This window comes from Bradyrhizobium genomosp. I (2014) (genome assembly GCF_000261685.1).
GTDB lineage: Bacteria > Pseudomonadota > Alphaproteobacteria > Rhizobiales > Xanthobacteraceae > Bradyrhizobium.
The window spans coordinates 25797-41898 of record NZ_AJQE01000168.1; the positions used below are offsets into that span (position 1 = coordinate 25797).

Annotated in this window: 18 protein-coding genes and 2 tRNA genes; 15 read left to right on the plus strand and 5 right to left on the minus strand. The window is 64.0% G+C overall.

Annotated elements, in window-relative coordinates:
• Window positions 1-1359: 1359 nt before the first annotated feature.
• Window positions 1360-1434: transfer RNA gene (locus tag IC50_RS16185), tRNA-Thr, on the minus strand.
• Between the two features lie 317 nt (window positions 1435-1751).
• Between IC50_RS16185 and IC50_RS16190 the strand changes: the two genes are divergently transcribed.
• From IC50_RS16190 to IC50_RS16250, 13 genes are all read left to right on the plus strand, one after another.
• The gene (locus tag IC50_RS16190) at window positions 1752-1940 is read left to right on the plus strand and encodes a hypothetical protein (RefSeq protein ID WP_035706499.1); all 189 of its coding nucleotides are present in this window, start codon (window positions 1752-1754) and stop codon (window positions 1938-1940) included.
• 39 nt (window positions 1941-1979) lie between these two features.
• A complete protein-coding gene (locus IC50_RS16195; RefSeq protein ID WP_035706501.1) occupies window positions 1980-3686 on the plus strand; it encodes an FAD-dependent oxidoreductase in 1707 nt (568 codons plus the stop codon).
• 235 nt (window positions 3687-3921) lie between these two features.
• The gene (locus IC50_RS16200) at window positions 3922-4230 is read left to right on the plus strand and encodes an EthD family reductase (RefSeq protein WP_035706504.1); all 309 of its coding nucleotides are present in this window, start codon (window positions 3922-3924) and stop codon (window positions 4228-4230) included.
• Between the two features lie 190 nt (window positions 4231-4420).
• Window positions 4421-4930 carry a hypothetical protein gene (locus tag IC50_RS16205; protein ID WP_035706507.1) on the plus strand — a complete coding sequence of 170 codons (510 nt, stop codon included), beginning with the start codon at window positions 4421-4423 and terminating at the stop codon, window positions 4928-4930.
• Between the two features lie 125 nt (window positions 4931-5055).
• On the plus strand, window positions 5056-5880 hold the full coding sequence (locus tag IC50_RS16210) for an alpha/beta fold hydrolase (protein WP_035706543.1): 825 nt from the start codon (window positions 5056-5058) through the stop codon (window positions 5878-5880).
• Window positions 5881-5937: 57 nt separating this feature from the next.
• Window positions 5938-6597 (plus strand): NAD(P)H-binding protein, encoded by a 660-nt coding sequence (locus IC50_RS16215; RefSeq protein ID WP_035706508.1) that lies wholly within the window; start codon window positions 5938-5940, stop codon window positions 6595-6597.
• Window positions 6598-6679: 82 nt separating this feature from the next.
• On the plus strand, window positions 6680-7123 hold the full coding sequence (locus tag IC50_RS16220; RefSeq protein ID WP_035706510.1) for a DUF2948 family protein: 444 nt from the start codon (window positions 6680-6682) through the stop codon (window positions 7121-7123).
• A 153-nt stretch (window positions 7124-7276) separates the two neighbouring features.
• Window positions 7277-8572, plus strand: a complete 1296-nt coding sequence (gene hisD / locus IC50_RS16225; protein WP_035706511.1) for a histidinol dehydrogenase — start codon at window positions 7277-7279, stop codon at window positions 8570-8572.
• Window positions 8569-9066 carry a UPF0262 family protein gene (locus IC50_RS16230; RefSeq protein WP_035706518.1) on the plus strand — a complete coding sequence of 166 codons (498 nt, stop codon included), beginning with the start codon at window positions 8569-8571 and terminating at the stop codon, window positions 9064-9066. Before hisD ends, IC50_RS16230 begins: the two co-directional genes overlap by 4 nt.
• A 132-nt stretch (window positions 9067-9198) precedes the next feature.
• Window positions 9199-9666, plus strand: coding sequence for an arsenate-mycothiol transferase ArsC (locus tag IC50_RS16235; protein WP_035706520.1), 468 nt, complete (start codon window positions 9199-9201; stop codon window positions 9664-9666).
• A gap of 323 nt (window positions 9667-9989) precedes the next feature.
• Window positions 9990-10619, plus strand: a complete 630-nt coding sequence (locus IC50_RS16240) for a Maf-like protein (RefSeq protein ID WP_035706521.1) — start codon at window positions 9990-9992, stop codon at window positions 10617-10619.
• A 154-nt stretch (window positions 10620-10773) separates the two neighbouring features.
• The gene (gene yacG, locus IC50_RS16245) at window positions 10774-10956 is read left to right on the plus strand and encodes a DNA gyrase inhibitor YacG (protein WP_035706524.1); all 183 of its coding nucleotides are present in this window, start codon (window positions 10774-10776) and stop codon (window positions 10954-10956) included.
• A 185-nt stretch (window positions 10957-11141) separates the two neighbouring features.
• Window positions 11142-11217 (plus strand) — tRNA-Phe (locus tag IC50_RS16250).
• Window positions 11218-11360: 143 nt separating this feature from the next.
• On the opposite strand, the gene IC50_RS16255 is transcribed toward IC50_RS16250, so the two are convergent.
• Together IC50_RS16255 and IC50_RS16260 are read right to left on the minus strand one after the other, a co-directional pair.
• The gene (locus IC50_RS16255) at window positions 11361-11780 is read right to left on the minus strand and encodes a CBS domain-containing protein (protein WP_035706527.1); all 420 of its coding nucleotides are present in this window, start codon (window positions 11778-11780) and stop codon (window positions 11361-11363) included.
• A gap of 110 nt (window positions 11781-11890) precedes the next feature.
• Window positions 11891-12361, minus strand: coding sequence for an aminoacyl-tRNA deacylase (locus tag IC50_RS16260; protein WP_035706546.1), 471 nt, complete (start codon window positions 12359-12361; stop codon window positions 11891-11893).
• 668 nt (window positions 12362-13029) lie between these two features.
• Between IC50_RS16260 and IC50_RS16265 the strand changes: the two genes are divergently transcribed.
• Window positions 13030-13662, plus strand: coding sequence for a DUF1326 domain-containing protein (locus IC50_RS16265; protein ID WP_035706529.1), 633 nt, complete (start codon window positions 13030-13032; stop codon window positions 13660-13662).
• Window positions 13663-13786: 124 nt separating this feature from the next.
• Complete coding sequence (locus tag IC50_RS16270; RefSeq protein ID WP_035706531.1) at window positions 13787-14566, plus strand: DUF2182 domain-containing protein; 780 nt, start codon at window positions 13787-13789, stop codon at window positions 14564-14566.
• A gap of 170 nt (window positions 14567-14736) precedes the next feature.
• Here IC50_RS16270 and IC50_RS16275 read toward each other — a convergent pair whose 3' ends face one another.
• Both IC50_RS16275 and IC50_RS39135 read right to left on the minus strand, forming a co-directional pair.
• Entirely contained in the window at window positions 14737-15954 is a 1218-nt protein-coding gene (locus tag IC50_RS16275; protein ID WP_035706533.1) for an SAM-dependent methyltransferase, read from the minus strand.
• Window positions 15955-15957: 3 nt separating this feature from the next.
• Window positions 15958-16102: DUF1365 family protein (locus tag IC50_RS39135; protein ID WP_157460983.1), on the minus strand; the 145-nt coding region annotated here is incomplete at its 5' end.

The window sequence follows — 16102 nt, forward strand, 5'->3', positions numbered from 1 at the left end:
CGACGTCCTTCCAAACAGCCGGTCAAGCCATTCCATGGTGTCCTCCCGGACGGACCGCAGGCTACGACATTATCACCATGAATTAAGGGGTCAAAAGGACAGCGTGACTGCATCTTTGCGAAGAAGCGCCACCGTAAGCGGCAGCGATTTTTGACCCGTCAGGCAAAACACCCGCCTCTCCCAAAACCCCGTCAACCCCTTCCCGCAAAAATATTCCACTTTACCGAAATTCGGAATTACGGCATATTCCCCGCCATCCCGGCCCAAGGAGAGGGGCGATCGTACGTCGTCACGAACGTGGGCCGGGGTGCGGTGGACGCGGCAGCGCCGGGCATGCGAGGTGGGACCAGGGCGAGATGAACCTCGTGAGGTCCGACTGCGTGCGGACGGACGGCGCTTAGGTCCGGCGAAGCCCTTGGGCGGAGCCGGGCCGCTGCGTACGGCAAAAGCGCGTGGTCTTGACCGTCGTTGCTACGGTCAAGCCTTGCGGAGATGGGTCGGGGCTCAACCGGGTCTCGGGACATCGCCAATTCGCGAGGTGACGGAGGCCAGAAGGAACTCGGCTCCGGGGAGAGCGCGCATAAGCCGTCAAACCATCGCGCAGGGAAGGCCGGGTGTTTTCCGGCCCACCTGTTGTCCCGCTTGCGCATTTGCGTGTGCAAATTCTTCGCGCGGCGGATCATGGGTGCCAGCCGGCACCCGGCCTTCCCTGCGCCCTCTTCACATGGAGAGGGTCAAGGAAACCAGCAAAACTCGGACGCTTCGCGCCGCGAGAAGGTTGCTTCATGTGTGGAACACTGGTGCCGCCGGCCACGATTGAACTGTCGACCTCTGCTTACCCAGGGAGTTTTTCATCAAGTCGACCGGATAATTATCTGATATATCAATGCCTTAAAGGTTGGCGAACGTGCTTGCGGCAGAAGCAGCCGAGTCAAATTGGTTAGTAGTTACACTCCGGTCCCCCAACACTAGATACCCGACAAGATACACATCTTCTATGAGCAAGCTTTCGAAACTCTGTTTTTTCGTCATGACACACTCAAAGAAGCTGGCTTCGAACGGAAGCGCTATGTCGACTTGGCAATAAATGAGTTTAAGAACTGCCTCTCATCCCTATGCATATCTACTTACGTTAAGGCGAAGTATCAGTTTACCGAATCTGAGATTTTGGATGCAATCGAAGCGGCTCGTCGGCACGAGAAGCTAGGCGAAACCAATGTCGGAGCGCACTTCGACCTTTTTAGAAGGTCCGTCATATCGCTCGGCCGTTATGTGCAGAAGTCAGTGGCCGACGACGAAAAAACTGGAAAAACTTTGCTCCTCCTCAAATGAAGCGTTCTACTTCAAATCGAGGGTTTATGGTGCTGCCAGACAGGATTGAACTGTCGACCTCTCCATTACCAATGGAGTGCTCTACCACTGAGCTACGGCAGCATGTGCTGGTGAAGAATCGGCTCGCCCGGAGGGGCCTACCAAGCGGGCCGATATCTGCCACAAGCCCCCCTCCTGTGCAAGCTTGCAGGCTCCGTCGAAACGAGAAAATCGGGCCGATATTGGGGTCAAAGCCCGCATTTTGGCTTGAAACGACCGACTTTCAGCCAATTCGTGCTCGGATATCCCCGGCCAACTGGCCAGTTGCTCCGGGCGCCGGATTCGATCCATTTCGCGTTTCGCACGATCGGATCGCGCCGGCCTCTTGAGCTGCCACACTTCGGTGGCATCCTTCTGCCGGTTGCTGTGATGGATCCAGGATGACCGACCAGACTGACAAGAGCGCGAGCCAGGCGAGGGCGTCCCGCGACGACCGCCTGAAATCGGCGCTGCGCGAGAACCTGAAGCGGCGGAAGCTGCAAGCCCGCGAACGCGCCGCAACGGCCGACCCCTCGCAGAACGAAGATGGTTCCCTAAATGAGGGGACCGCCGGCAAGACCGGCAGTTGAAGACTGGCGGCCAGAATTTTTGGAGTGCATGAGGTGGCAATGGGGCAGGACGAAACGCAACGAACCGACCGTGACGCGCAGATGTCGCGGTTCACGCGCCCCGAGCAGACCTTTCCGGCGCTGACACCCGCCGAGATCGAACACATCCGGCACTTCGGCGAAATCCGCACCTACGCGGATGGCGAGTTGCTGTTCGAGACCGGCAAGCCCGGGCCCGGCATGTTCGTCGTGCTGAAGGGCCATGTCGCCATCACCCAGCGCGACGGGCTCGGTCACGTCACCCCGGTGATCGACCAGGGGCCGGGGCAGTTTCTGGCCGAGCTCAGCCAGCTCTCCGGCCAGCCGGCGCTGGTCGACGGCCGCGCCGTGGGCGATGTCGAGACGCTGCTGCTGCCCCCGGACCGGCTGCGCGCGCTGCTGGTCGCCGAGGCCGAACTCGGCGAGCGCATCATGCGGGCGCTGATCCTGCGCCGGGTCAATCTGATCCAGGGCGGCGTCGGCGGTCCCGTGCTGATCGGGCTGTCGAACTCCGCCGGCGTGGTGCGGTTGCAGGGCTTTCTCACCCGCAACGGCCAGCCGCATCATCTGCTCGATCCCGACCGCGATCGTGACGCGGCCGAATTGATCGCGCGTTATTCGCCGAAGCCCGACGACTGGCCGCTGGTCGTCGCCGCAAGCGGCGCGGTGTTGCGCAACCCCGATGAGACCGAGCTCGCGCGCGCCATCGGCATGATTGGCGGCGCGAAGGGCGACCGCATCTACGACGTCGCGGTGGTCGGCTGCGGACCGGCGGGGCTTGCCACCGCAGTGTACGCCGCGTCCGAAGGATTGTCCGTCGCGGTGCTCGACATCCGCGCCTTCGGCGGCCAGGCCGGCGCCAGCGCGCGCATCGAGAACTATCTGGGCTTTCCGACCGGCATCTCGGGCCAGGCTTTGACCGCGCGCGCCTTCACCCAGGCGCAGAAATTCGGCGCCGACATCATGATTCCGGTGACCGTGAAGTCGCTCGACTGCACGCGCAAGGATGGTGCATTTTCGGTGACGCTCGAGGGCGGCGATCCCTTGCGCTCGCGTTCGGTCGTGGTCGCCAGCGGCGCGCGCTATCGCCGCCCGCAGATCGAGAACCTCGACAAGTTCGAGGGACGCGGCGTCTGGTACTGGGCCTCGCCGGTCGAGGCGCGGCTCTGCGCTGGCGAGGAGGTGGCCCTGGTCGGCGCCGGCAATTCGGCGGGGCAGGCCGCCGTGTTTCTGTCGGGCCACGCCAGACGCGTGCTGATGATCATCCGCGGCGGCGGCTTGGGCGCCAGCATGTCGCGCTATCTCATCGAGCGCATCGAAGCGACGCCGAACATCGAATTGATGTTCAACACCGAGATCACCGCGCTCGAGGGCGACGAGGCCTCGCTGCTGCGGCGCATCCGCTGGAAGAGCCGGCTGTCGGACGACGAGGATTTCGCCGACATCCGCAATCTCTTCCTGTTCGTCGGCGCCGATCCCGCCACCTCCTGGCTCGACGGCTGCGGCGTGACGCTCGACCGCGGCGGCTTCGTCGTGACGGGTGCGCAGTCCGAGCAGAACCAGGGCAAGCTCGTGGCGCCGCTGGAAACCTCCGTGCCCGGCGTCTACGCCGTCGGCGACGTCCGCTCCGGCTCAGTCAAGCGCGTCGGCGGCGCCATCGGCGAGGGCGCCCAGGTCGTGGCCTCCCTGCACGGCTATCTCGGCGACGCCGCAAAACCGGCGCTTTAGGCAAGGAGAAGACAAGGGAATGGCCAGCCGAAAGTGGCTTGCCATCATGCTGCTTGATGCAGACTATCTCCTCATCCTGAGGAGCGCACATCGCGCGCGTCTCGAAGGATCGAGGCCGGGATGCATCCGGGCCTGCATGGTTCGCGCGGCGATGCGAAGCATCATCCGCAGGGGGCGCTACGCGCTTCCTCGCCATGAGGTTGGACATAGAAGAAGGTTTACAAGGGAGGACTAGATGGCTGAAATCGTCGTGCTGTACAAAACACCCAAGGATGCCGCCGCCTTCGACAAGTACTATGCCGAGACGCACATCCCGCTCGCCAAGAAACTTCCCGGCCTGAAGAAATACGCCGTCAGCAAGGGGCCGGTCGCATCTCCCGCAGGTCCTTCCGGAATCCATCTCGTCGCCATCCTCACCTTCGACAGCGTGGCCGACATTCAGGCGGCATTCGCCAGTCCGGAAGGCAAGGCGACCGGCGCCGACGTGCCGAAATTCGCCAGCGGCGGTGCCGACCTCTTGATCTTCGACACCAAGGACGTGTGAAGGATCGATTCAACTTTCGTCGAAACTGCCGTCCTTCGCGACAGCGGCGCAAAAAAATCAGCCATGCGTTTTTCGATTCGCACGATGACGCATGGCTGTGCACTTGCATGCGACGCCAACGCGGGTGGCAATCCCATGAGGACCGTAATACTACTCTCATCATCTCAATGCGGAGAGTAGGAGAGATGTCATGGTCCTTGGGTTGAGTCTGCCCGCCTTTACGCTGATCCATGTCATCATCAGCCTGATCGCCATCGTCGCCGGCCTCGTCGTGATGTTCGGCCTGCTCGGCTCGAAGCCGATGCCCGCCCTCACCGCGATCTTCCTGCTGACCACGATCCTCACCAGCGCCACCGGTTTCCTGTTTCCGTTCAAGGAGTTGCTGCCCTCACACATCATCGGCATCATCTCGCTGGTGCTGCTCGCCATCGCCTGCATCGCGCTGTACGGCATGAAGCTCTCCGGCGTATGGCGTCCGGTCTATATCGTGACCGCGATGATCTCGCTGTATTTCAACGTCTTCGTGCTGGTGATCCAGTCGTTCCTGAAGGTGCCGGCGCTTGCCGCGCTCGCACCGGCCGTGCCCCCGGCGCCGCCGTCCGGGCCGGTGTTCGCCGTGGTGCAGGGCATCGTGCTGGTGTTCTTCGTTGTGCTGACGATCGGCGCCTGGCGCCGCTTCAGGCCGATGGCGTTTGCTTGATCACACGATTCTCATTGCCGCAGGTTGGCGCGAGAGCATCGACTTCAGACCATCACGTAACCATCTCCGCATCGCCGGCTCGCGTTTTGCGAGCCCCGGATTGATTCCCGCTGAAGGAGTTGTTCATGCCCACCATCACCACCAAAGACGGCGTCGAGATCTTCTACAAGGATTGGGGCGCGGGCCAGCCGATCGTGTTCAGCCATGGCTGGCCGCTGTCGTCCGACGACTGGGACGCGCAGATGCTGTACTTCGTCACGCGCGGCTATCGTGTCGTCGCCCATGATCGCCGCGGCCACGGCCGCTCGGCGCAGGTCGCCGACGGCCACGACATGGATCATTATGCCGACGATCTCGCCGCGCTCACCGCGCATCTCGACCTCAAGAACGCCATCCATGTCGGCCATTCCACCGGCGGCGGCGAGGTCGTGCACTACATCGCGCGCCATGGCGAGAGCCGGGTGGCGAAAGCCGCGATCCTCTCGGCGGTGCCGCCGCTGATGGTGCAGACGCCGGCCAATCCCGGCGGGCTGCCGAAGAGCGTGTTCGACGATCTCCAGAAGCAACTCGCCGCCAGCCGCACGCAATTCTATCGCGACCTCCCCGCCGGGCCGTTCTATGGCTACAACCGCCCCGGCGCAAAACCGTCGGAAGCGGTGATCCAGAACTGGTGGCGCCAAGGCATGATGGGCGGCGCGAAGGCGCACTACGACGGCATCGTCGCATTCTCGCAAACCGATTTCACCGAGGACCTCAAGAAGATCAACGTGCCGGTGCTGGTGATGCACGGCGACGACGACCAGATCGTGCCTTACGCCGATTCCGCGCCGCTGTCGGCCAAGCTTCTGAAGAAGGGCACCCTGAAGACCTACAAGGGGTTTCCGCACGGCATGCCGACCACGCATGCCGAGACCATCAACGCCGACCTCCTGGCGTTTTTCAGGGAGTGAGGCTTCGGCGAGATCGGGCTCGCGGCTAGAACTGCGAGCCCGTTGGGGGACGTCCCGATGCAGGTGATCATCTTCGGCGCGACCGGCATGGTGGGCCAGGGCGTCTTGCGCGAATGCCTGATCGACCCCGGCATCGACCGTGTGCTCGTGGTCGGCCGCAGCCCGACCGCCGTGGGCAACGCCAAGCTCGTCGAGATCATCCACACCGATTTCACGGATTATTCCGCGATCGAAGCCCAACTCACCGGCTACGATGCCTGCTTTTTCTGCCTCGGCGTCTCCTCGATCGGCATGAGCGAGGAACGCTACCGCCACCTCACCTATGATCTCACGCTCGCGGCAGCGACGACGCTGGCGCAGCTCAATCCGCAGATGGTTTTCATCTATGTCACCGGCGCCGGGACCGATTCGACCGAGCAGGGATCGCGGATGTGGGCGCGGATCAAGGGCAAGACCGAGAACGATCTCTTCAAGCTGCCGTTCAGGGCCGCCTACATGTTCCGGCCCGGCGCGATCCAGCCCCTGCACGGCGCCCGGTCCAAGACCGCCTGGGTGCAGGCCATCTATGCCGTGAGCGGACCGCTGTGGTCGGTGCTGCGCAGGATTTCACCGCGGCTCGTGACCTCGACCGAGCAGATCGGCCGCGCCATGATCCGCGTCGCCCGGGAGGGATATCCGCGCCAGGTGCTGGAGATCGAGGATATCAATGGCCTCTAACCTGCCGGCCCGTTAATTTGTGCGGAAATTTCGGGGCCCGCGCGCGTTGAGCCCTGTCCGCTCCGAAGGAGAAGCGTCGGCGATGTCGCCCCAGCTCAAACTGATCGCGCTCGATGCCGACGACCTCGCCGTGATCTCGACCCATGTCCAGGACGCCCGGGTCCAGACCTCCGACATCATCTGGCGGCAGGGCGAGAAGCGGCTTGTGGTTGGCATGAGCCGGCTGGACTGGGAGCAGACGCTGGAGGGCGAGGCCGCGCCACGCCGGCTGGTCGCCGCGCTCCGTTTCGACCGTGTGCTCGCCTGCAAGTCGCGCAACATCGACCTCGCCGCGCCCGACAAGGTGCTGGACCTCGTCGGCATTGAATTTCACCCCCAGGACGGCCGCCTTGAGGAGCCCGGCGGCAGCGCCCTGCTTTTGTTCGCCCAGGGCGGCGCCATCCGCCTCGACGTCGAGTGCCTGGAATGCGAGCTGACCGATCTCGGGGCCGACGCGCTGGGAATGGGGCCGGGTATCGAGGAATGAGGCGGTATACCAGCGCCCAGCGAACCTGTGTCGTCCCGGCGTCCGCCGGGACGACACCTGGCAAGGGTTGACGGCGGGTGGCCGCCGCGCCATTGAGCAGGGGACCTGGTGCGCCGATCCGCCCCTCCAGACCAGCCAGAAGCCAAGCGAAACATGCCCGTTCGCCTCGACCGCAGCAGCGCCGATTTTGACCAGCGATTCGCCGCCTTCCTCGCCGCCAAGCGCGAGGTGTCGGCCGATGTCGAAGCCGCCGCGCGCGCGATCGTCGACGATGTGGCCAGGCGCGGCGATGCCGCCCTGCTCGAGGCCACGGCGAAGTTCGACCGCTTGAGTCTGGATGCATCGGGCCTGCGCGTCTCCGCCGCCGAGATCGAGGCCGCCGTGAAAGCCTGCGATGCCGCGACGCTGGATGCGCTCGAGCTCGCGCGGGACCGCATCGAGATCTATCACCGCCGTCAGCTTCCCAGGGACGAGCGCTTCACCGACCCGCTCGGCGTCGAGCTCGGCTGGCGCTATACCGCGATCGAATCCGCCGGCCTCTACGTGCCCGGCGGCACCGCCGCCTATCCGTCATCGGTGCTGATGAACGCCGTGCCCGCGAGGGTCGCCGGCGTTTCGCGCCTCGTGATGGTGGTGCCTTCGCCGGACGGCAAGCTCAATCCGCTGGTGCTGGCGGCCGCGCATCTCGGTGGCGTCACAGAGATCTACCGTGTCGGCGGCGCGCAGGCCGTCGCCGCGCTCGCGCACGGCACCGCGACGATCGCGCCGGTGGCAAAGATCGTCGGCCCCGGCAACGCCTATGTCGCCGCCGCGAAGCGGCTGGTGTTCGGCAAGGTCGGTATCGACATGATCGCCGGCCCCTCGGAGGTGCTCGTCATTGCCGACGATACCGGCAACGCCGACTGGATCGCCGCCGACCTGCTGGCGCAGGCCGAGCACGACGCGAGCGCGCAGTCGATCCTGATCACGGACTCGGCACGCCTTGCCGCCGACGTCGAAAAGGCGGTCGAAGCGCAGTTGAAGACGCTGCCGCGCGCCGCGATCGCAGGCAGCTCCTGGGCCGACTTCGGCGCCATCATCATGGTGAGGACTCTTGCCGACGCGATCCCGCTTGCGGACGCCATCGCCGCCGAGCATCTCGAGATCATGACGAGCGATCCCGACGCGCTCGCCGCAAAGATCCGCAACGCCGGCGCGGTGTTCCTCGGACCCCATACGCCCGAGGCGATCGGCGATTACGTCGGCGGCTCCAATCACGTGCTGCCGACGGCGCGTTCGGCGCGATTTTCCTCGGGGCTGTCGGTGCATGACTTCATGAAGCGCACCTCGATTCTGAAATGCGGACCCGATCAATTGCGTGCGCTGGGTCCGGCCGCGATGACGCTCGGCAAGGCGGAGGGGTTGGACGCCCATTCGCGTTCGATTGGATTGCGCCTCAATCTGTCATGACAAAGCCGCCCGAACAGGACGACTCGACCAACCGCATCGTCGGAGTCTCGCTCGACGAGGACTCGATCGGCCGTTCCGGGCCGGACATCGAGCATGAGCGGGCGATCGCGATCTACGATCTGATTGAGCAGAATTTGTTCGCGCCCGAGGGTGCGGAGGGGAAGGGCCCGTTCACGCTGCATATCGGCATCACCGGCAACCGGCTGATGTTCGACATCCGCCGCGAGGACGGCACGCCTGTCGTCGCGCATCTGCTGTCGCTGACGCCGTTCCGGCGGATCGTGAAGGACTATTTCATGATCTGCGACAGCTACTACCAGGCGATCCGCACCGCGACCCCCGACAAGATCGAGGCCATCGACATGGGTCGCCGCGGCATCCATGACGAGGGATCGCGCACGCTTCAGGAGCGGCTGAAGGGCAAGGTGCGGGTCGACTTCGAGACCTCGCGCCGCCTGTTCACGCTCATCACCGTCCTGCACTGGAAGGGTTAGGCGCATGATCCCGAAAAGTGGGCACCGGTTTTCGGATCGGATCATGCGCAAGACGACAGGCTTCACGGCCCGGAAAGGTGTGCAGCGGTTTTCCGACGAGGCCATGCCCCCTATCAGAAGGGCCTGACCGCGATGGCGGGTCCGCCACGCGCACGCGATCCGCAATCGGTGCTGTTCGCCTGTGCGATGAACAGCGTGCGCTCACCGATGGCCGAGAGCCTGCTGCTGCACATGTTTCCGCAGGGCCTCTACGTGAAGTCGGCCGGCACCAGGAAGGGCGAGCTCGATCCGTTCGCAGTGTCCGTGATGGCCGAGCTCGGCCAGGACATCTCGGCCCACAAGCCGCAGACCTTCGAGGAGCTTGAGGACTGGGAGGGGCTGAATTTCGACCTCATCATCACGCTCTCGCCCGAGGCGCATCACAAGGCGCTGGAGCTGACGCGGACACTCGCGGCCGAGGTCGAATACTGGCCGATGCAGGATCCCACCACCATCGAAGGCAGCCGCGACCAGAAGCTCTCCGCCTATCGCGAGGTCTGCGATCAGCTCTTGATGCGCATCCGCCGGCGCTTCGCCAAGGCGGGCGCGGCATCGGGGTGATCTCGTGCCCCGGACGGCTCTTTATCCCTCGCCCCGCTTGCGGGGAGAGAGGGTCGGTGTGAGGGGGAGTCTCGGCAACGACGGTGATAGCGAGAATCGCGGAGAGTCCCCCTCACCCGGAATTCAAGCACGCTTGAATTCCGGCCTCTCCCCGCAAGCGGGGAGAGGCGAAGACCTCCCGTAACACCGACGTCACAGAGCGCAGGCACAGGCATGTCGGAAAGCTCGAATCATCAGACCTCCGGTTCCCGGTTGTGAAATCAGCCCCCTTCCGATAGGTTCCGCGCGCAATTCACCCCCTGCTTCATCCCGCAAATCACCTGATGCTCGGCCGCCCCAAATTCGTACTTGCCTCCGGTTCGCCGCGCCGCCTGTCGCTGCTCAACCAGGCCGGCATCGAGCCGGATGCGCTCCGGCCGGCCGATGTCGACGAGACGCCGAAGCGGGGTGAGCTGCCGCGCGCCTGCGCCAATCGCCTCGCCCGTGCCAAAGCCGATGCGGCGCTGAAATCGGTGCAGCTCGACGACGAGCTGCGCGGCGCCTTCATCCTCTCCGCCGACACCGTGGTGGCGGTCGGTCGCCGCATCCTGCCCAAGGCCAATCTGGTCGACGAAGCCGCGCAATGCCTGCGGCTGCTGTCGGGCCGCAACCATCGCGTCTACACCGCGATCTGCCTCGTCACGCCGCGCGAAGCCTTCCGTCAGCGCCTGGTCGAGACCCGGGTGCGCTTCAAGCGCCTCTCGGAGGACGACATCCAGGCCTATATCGGCTCCGGCGAATGGCGCGGCAAAGCCGGCGGCTATGCCGTGCAAGGCATCGCCGGCTCCTTCGTGGTCAAGATGGTCGGGTCCTACACCAACGTCGTCGGCCTGCCGCTCTATGAGACCACGACCCTGCTCGGCGGCGAGGGCTTTCCGATCCGCTTCGGCTGGCTCAACACCACCGCGGTGTGAGCGCGACGGCTGGCTGACAAGAATCTCGAAAATGACCCCATGCACAGTAGAATGGCCCGGCCGGGACCGGGCCGCGGCCCCTGTACCGTTGCTCCGGGAACCCGTTTGGCGACAGGCGCTTGAACTTCCTCACCCCACTTGAGCTGCGCACCTCATGGACGACCAGGTCAAAAAGCCCGCCGGCCCGCTCAAAACCTGCCCGATCTGCGGCAAGCCGCAATCGGAAGCCACCCGTCCGTTCTGCTCTTCGCGCTGCCGCGACGTCGATCTGAACCGCTGGCTGAAAGGCTCCTACGTCATCCCCGGTCGCGACGACGAAGTGGATGACGTCGAATAGGCAAGTAATTCCAATTGGATGGTTGGATGCAGGCTTCATCCCGCGGCAGCCTTGGCAGGGCCGGTCCGCCTTGTGCACAGCCGGGCCCTGCCCGGCGAGCCTCCTGGCGAAGCCGGGTGGACAGGCAGCCCGGAGCCCACTATAAACCGCCCGCTCGATGGGCTTTGGCCCCTCTCTTGGAGCACGCCCAGGTAGCTCAGTTGGTAGAGCATGCGACTGAAAATCGCAGTGTCGGTGGTTCGATTCCGCCCCTGGGCACCATCTCGCCTCAGCACCCAGGTTTGACTTGAGCCGACTGCCGCTTGCCCCGAGCGGAGATGGCCGCCGCGTGCGGCGAAGCGAGCGACGGCACGCCCGAGAGGACTCCGCGGGCCGCGGGGGTCTGCGAACGATCCGACGTTGCCTCAATGATGGGCCGACACGCCCTTGACGCACTGGGTCAGCAGATCGGCGGTGGCGGATCGACCGACATCGCCCAGGCTGATCATGCCGACCATCCGCTTGCTCCTGTTGATGACGGGCAGCCTGCGGATCTTCAGCATCTCCATGTGATGCACGGCTTTCGCCAGATCGTCATCTTCCCGGCAGCAATGGATGCCTTCGGTCATCACGTCCCGCGCTGTCATGCCCGTCGCGTTGAAGTCCTTGCGCGCGAGGCCTTTGCAGACGATGTCGCGATCAGTCACCATCCCGATCAAATGGTCGTCTTCGCCGATCGGAATGCAGCCGATGTCGCGCCCTTGCATCAACTTCGCGAGTTCGGTGATCGGGGTGTTGGGGCTGACCCAATCGACGCCCTTGTGCATCACGTCCTTGACCTTCATGGAGGATCTCCGTTGCGAACGCAGCCCCCGTGGCGTGACTATACAACGAACCGGGCGCGATCGCACGCGCGCCGGAGGCGTGCCCGGGAACATCTCGCCTTCATGCCGCGTCAGTCGTGCACACTGAAGCGTCCATGCGGTGCACTGGCCGTCAGGCGCGCGAACTGCGCATGGGTGAGCTGAAGCAGCGTCTCGTGATCGCCGGCTTCGATATAGACCTGAGGCTGGGCGCGGATGCTGTCGTCGACGACGAGATCGAGCCCGTAGCACCGGCCGACCGCCGGAACGGCTCCGTGCGCGCAGTCCGCGAACAGCCGGTTGATTTCGGTCTCGTTGGCCATCACGAGATCCTCGCCGAGCCTCTCCTTCAAGTCCGGCAGGTTGAGATGGTGCGATGCCGGCACGACCGCGAGCATATAGCCGCCGTCATGCCGCAGCACGACGGCCTTGGCGAGGTGATCGCCCGAGACGTGGCAGGCCTGCGCCGTCCGCGCGGACGACATGGTGAGAGCGTGCGGGATCTCGGCGTACTCGATATTCTCCGCAGCCAGATATCGGTGCAATGTGGGGGCAATGGTCATGGCGTAGCCTTTCGGATGGGTGTGCGAGCCATCCACCGTGAGGCTGCCCCCGCCGCACGATGGGCGGCCGCGTGATTGCCGGGCTGCAGCATAGGCCTTGCCCCCGGATGCCGCAATCAGAGCGTTTTCCAGCGAAGTGGAGCACCGGTTCGCGTGAAGAAAACGCGTCAAGACAAGGATCGGGAGCCCGGTTCCTGGCGCCTCTGCACTGGCGCTACGGCAGCGCCATCCATGCACGTCGGCCGCTGCGCGGACTTTTCGCGCAGGGGTGCGATGACGATCGACAAGGTCAATCCCCCCTTTTGGAAAGCGTTCGACGGTTGCTGCGGCGATGGCTGGGCGGCAGTTCGTCGGTGGCTGAATTATGTATATATCTCAATTATATAGGAGATCGCAATTTGATCCCGGCCGGCGCGCAATTTCCACGACGTCGGACATCCCCGAGATGCAGCTGCCGCCGGGCCACTACCCTCGTTCGCTATACGAGCCCGGCTGCGGCTGATATGATCCTGCGACGGCAAACGGCAGCTCGCCACCATACTTGTTTGCGATGCCGGCCTTCTGATCGGATCTCGATCCCGCTCGCGCCTTCTCGCATTGCCTCGACAAGAACGCTGAACAAATTCGTCAACCGCTGCCGTGTCCCTGCTCACATTGGGAGATGTGCCATGGCTGCATCGGATTGGCGTCTCGAAGGCGAATGGATGAAGAATTGCAATTGCGCGTTTGGCTGCCCCTGCGATTTCAACGCGCTGCCGACCCGCGGCTATTGCAAAGGCATGGTCGGCATGCGGATCACGAGAGGGCATTTTGAAGGCGTCAAGCTCGACGGCCTCTGTTTTGCGGTCGTGGTGGATTTCCCCGGCGCGCTGCATCAAGGCAACGGCAAGATGCAGCCCATCGTCGACCAGCGCGCCACGCCGGAGCAGCGACAGGCGCTGTTCAACATTCTGTCGGGCAAGCATTCGGCCGAGGGCACGCTGTTCCATATCTTCAGCCTGATCGTGACGACCATTCACGATCCGGTTTTCGCGCCGTTCGAATTTTCCTTCGACAAGGACGGCCGTGTCGCAAAACTCGTCGCCGGCGATGTGCTCGAGACCGAGGTGGAGCCGATCAAGAATCCCGTGACCGGTGCCCCACATCGAATTCAAGTGGTCATGCCCGAGGGCTTCGAGCACAGGGCTGCCGAGGTCGCGTCCGCCAACATCCGTTCGACCGGTGCCATCCCATTCGAGACCCAGGGCACGCACAGCTCGCTCGCCAATGTCGTGCAGACTCCCGAGGGCGTTGCGGCGTGATGCGGCGCTGCCGCCGGGACCGCACCTTCGGTGTCGGCTCGTGATCCTCCGGCGGGCGCGATGCGCGCGTCGCGAAGGATGAAGGTCCGGCTCCCGGATTCGTCACGGCGCTTGCGGATGACCTATGTACGGGCGTGCGATACTGGAACACCTGCTCTACCGCGATCGCTTGATCGTCGCGATCGGGACCGCCGTCGTCGCGGCGCTCGCCTGGGCCTATCTCGCGGGCGGCGCCGGCATGGACACCGACATGATGGCCGAGATGCCGGACATGGCCCCGATGCCGTGGACGCTGCGCTCCGCCGCGCTGCTGTTCGCGATGTGGTGGGTGATGATGATCGCGATGATGGTGCCGAGCGCGGCGCCCACCGTCCTCCTGTATACGACGATCAGGCGCAAGCATGAGGATGCATCCCGTGCGGCAATCGATGCCTGGATTTTTCTCGCCGGGTACCTCGTGACATGGGCCGGCTTCAGTCTCGCTGCAGTCCTGGCCCAATGGGCGCTCGAACGCCTCGGCCTCTTGTCGATGGCGATGGCAAGCACCAGCGCGGTTCTGGGCGGCGTCATCTTGCTTGCCGCGGGGCTCTACCAGTTCACGCCGCTCAAGCACGCCTGCCTGCGTTACTGCGAGAGCCCGCTGTTGTTTCTCAGCCGGCATTGGCGGCCCGGCACGCGCGGGGCATTCCGCATGGGGCTGCGCCACGGCAGCTACTGCGTCGGCTGCTGCTGGTTTCTGATGGTCGTGCTGTTTGTCGGCGGCGTGATGAACCTGGTCTGGATCGTCGGCCTCATGCTCTATGTCGCCGCCGAGAAGCTGCTGCCGTTCGGCCGAAGATTGAGCTATGCAGCAGGCGGGATCCTCATCCTGTCCGGCGCGATCGTTCTTGCGCGCGCGGTGTGAGGCTCGAAACCGCCAGCGCTGCCGAAGCGCGATGAAACTGGGATGAATCGCCATCGCGCTTTGGATGCTTGTTTGAGGACATCCCTTCGGAAAACCGCTGCGCACTTTCTCCGGATCGTGCGTTGATATACTGCACGCTGCTGGCGGGGGCCGCGGTCCCCTGAACCGCGTCAGCTCCGGCGTGCAAAAACCAGTTGCCGGACGTCGATCTTTCCGGCCCTGAATCCTGCCTCGCAGTAGCACAAATAGTATTCCCACAGCCGGCGGAAGGGCTCGTCGAACCCGAGCGAGGTCAGGTCGCTCCATGCCCGGCCGAAGTTCTCTCGCCAGAGCGCGATCGTCCTTGCGTAGTCCTGCCCGAACACGCGCTCGCGAATGACAGGCACCTCGAAGCGTTCGCCGAGCGAGCGCAGGATGTTCGTCGAGGGGAGCATCCCTCCCGGAAAGATGTATCTCTGGATGAAGTCCACACGCTGCCGATAGCTGTCAAAGAGCTCGTCGCGGACCGTGATGGCCTGGATGCCTGCCAGACCGCCGGGCTTGAGCCGCCGGTTCAACTGATCGAAGTAGGCTGGCCAGAATTGCTCGCCGACGGCCTCGATCATCTCGATGGAGGCGATGCGATCGAAATGACCTTCCTGGTCGCGATAATCCTGCAACCGGACCTCGACCTTCTCGGCGAGCCCGGCTTCGTGGATTCGTCGACGGGCAAATTCGTGCTGTTCCTTGCTGATGGTGAGTGCCACCACGCTGGCGCCGTAAGTCTTCGCGGCGAACTCGGCGAAGCCGCCCCAACCGCATCCGATCTCGAGCACGCTCTGACCGGGCCGCAATTCGATGACTTTCGCCAGTTGTTCGTATTTGTGCTGTTGGGCGGAGGGCAGGTCGGCTGTCTCGGCCGGAAACAGAGCCGACGAGTAGGTCATGCTTGAATCGAGCCACGCAGCGAAGAACTCGTTTCCGAGATCGTAATGCGAATGGATGTTGTGCCTCGACCCCTGTCTCGTGTTCCGGCGCAATCGATGAAGCACCCGCCGGCAGAATCGGACCAGCATGTTCCCGGCAAAGGCATTGTCGACCAGCTCTTCGTTGAGACAGAACACGTAGAGAAGCTGGGTGAGATCGGGTGTGGTCCAATCGCCTCGAATGTAAGCCTCGGCCATGCCGATGTCGCCACCCATGACAAGGCTGCGCGCGAACCGGTAATTGTTGAGTTCTATCGTGGCCGACGGACCCGGAAGCCGGCCGCGCAACGCGACGGTTCTCTGGTCGGGAAGGCGTACGTGAACCGTGCCGTAACTGAGCTGCGATGCAAGGCGCAGAGCCAGTCGGGCAAGGAATGGGACACCATCGAATTGAACGGCTTGATGCGTGGCTGCGAGGTCCATGGTTCAAATCTCGCGTTGTTTCAAACGGGGCACGTACGGAGCACCTTTCAGCCAAAGCCGCATCGCTTCCCAGTGGATGGCTGCGATCACCTTGAACGTCAGGAAGGGCAGACCGAACAGCGCCGCCAATAGCGAGTGGCTGGGCAGA

Coding starts and splice junctions, on each gene's coding strand:
- IC50_RS16190 (WP_035706499.1), top strand. CDS start 1,752: ATGACCGACCAGACTGACAAGAGCGCGAGCCAGGCGAGGGCGTCCCGC.
- IC50_RS16195 (WP_035706501.1), top strand. CDS start 1,980: ATGGGGCAGGACGAAACGCAACGAACCGACCGTGACGCGCAGATGTCG.
- IC50_RS16200 (WP_035706504.1), top strand. CDS start 3,922: ATGGCTGAAATCGTCGTGCTGTACAAAACACCCAAGGATGCCGCCGCC.
- IC50_RS16205 (WP_035706507.1), top strand. CDS start 4,421: ATGGTCCTTGGGTTGAGTCTGCCCGCCTTTACGCTGATCCATGTCATC.
- IC50_RS16210 (WP_035706543.1), top strand. CDS start 5,056: ATGCCCACCATCACCACCAAAGACGGCGTCGAGATCTTCTACAAGGAT.
- IC50_RS16215 (WP_035706508.1), top strand. CDS start 5,938: ATGCAGGTGATCATCTTCGGCGCGACCGGCATGGTGGGCCAGGGCGTC.
- IC50_RS16220 (WP_035706510.1), top strand. CDS start 6,680: ATGTCGCCCCAGCTCAAACTGATCGCGCTCGATGCCGACGACCTCGCC.
- hisD (WP_035706511.1), top strand. CDS start 7,277: ATGCCCGTTCGCCTCGACCGCAGCAGCGCCGATTTTGACCAGCGATTC.
- IC50_RS16230 (WP_035706518.1), top strand. CDS start 8,569: ATGACAAAGCCGCCCGAACAGGACGACTCGACCAACCGCATCGTCGGA.
- IC50_RS16235 (WP_035706520.1), top strand. CDS start 9,199: ATGGCGGGTCCGCCACGCGCACGCGATCCGCAATCGGTGCTGTTCGCC.
- IC50_RS16240 (WP_035706521.1), top strand. CDS start 9,990: ATGCTCGGCCGCCCCAAATTCGTACTTGCCTCCGGTTCGCCGCGCCGC.
- yacG (WP_035706524.1), top strand. CDS start 10,774: ATGGACGACCAGGTCAAAAAGCCCGCCGGCCCGCTCAAAACCTGCCCG.
- IC50_RS16255 (WP_035706527.1), bottom strand. CDS start 11,780: ATGAAGGTCAAGGACGTGATGCACAAGGGCGTCGATTGGGTCAGCCCC.
- IC50_RS16260 (WP_035706546.1), bottom strand. CDS start 12,361: ATGACCATTGCCCCCACATTGCACCGATATCTGGCTGCGGAGAATATC.
- IC50_RS16265 (WP_035706529.1), top strand. CDS start 13,030: ATGGCTGCATCGGATTGGCGTCTCGAAGGCGAATGGATGAAGAATTGC.
- IC50_RS16270 (WP_035706531.1), top strand. CDS start 13,787: ATGTACGGGCGTGCGATACTGGAACACCTGCTCTACCGCGATCGCTTG.
- IC50_RS16275 (WP_035706533.1), bottom strand. CDS start 15,954: ATGGACCTCGCAGCCACGCATCAAGCCGTTCAATTCGATGGTGTCCCA.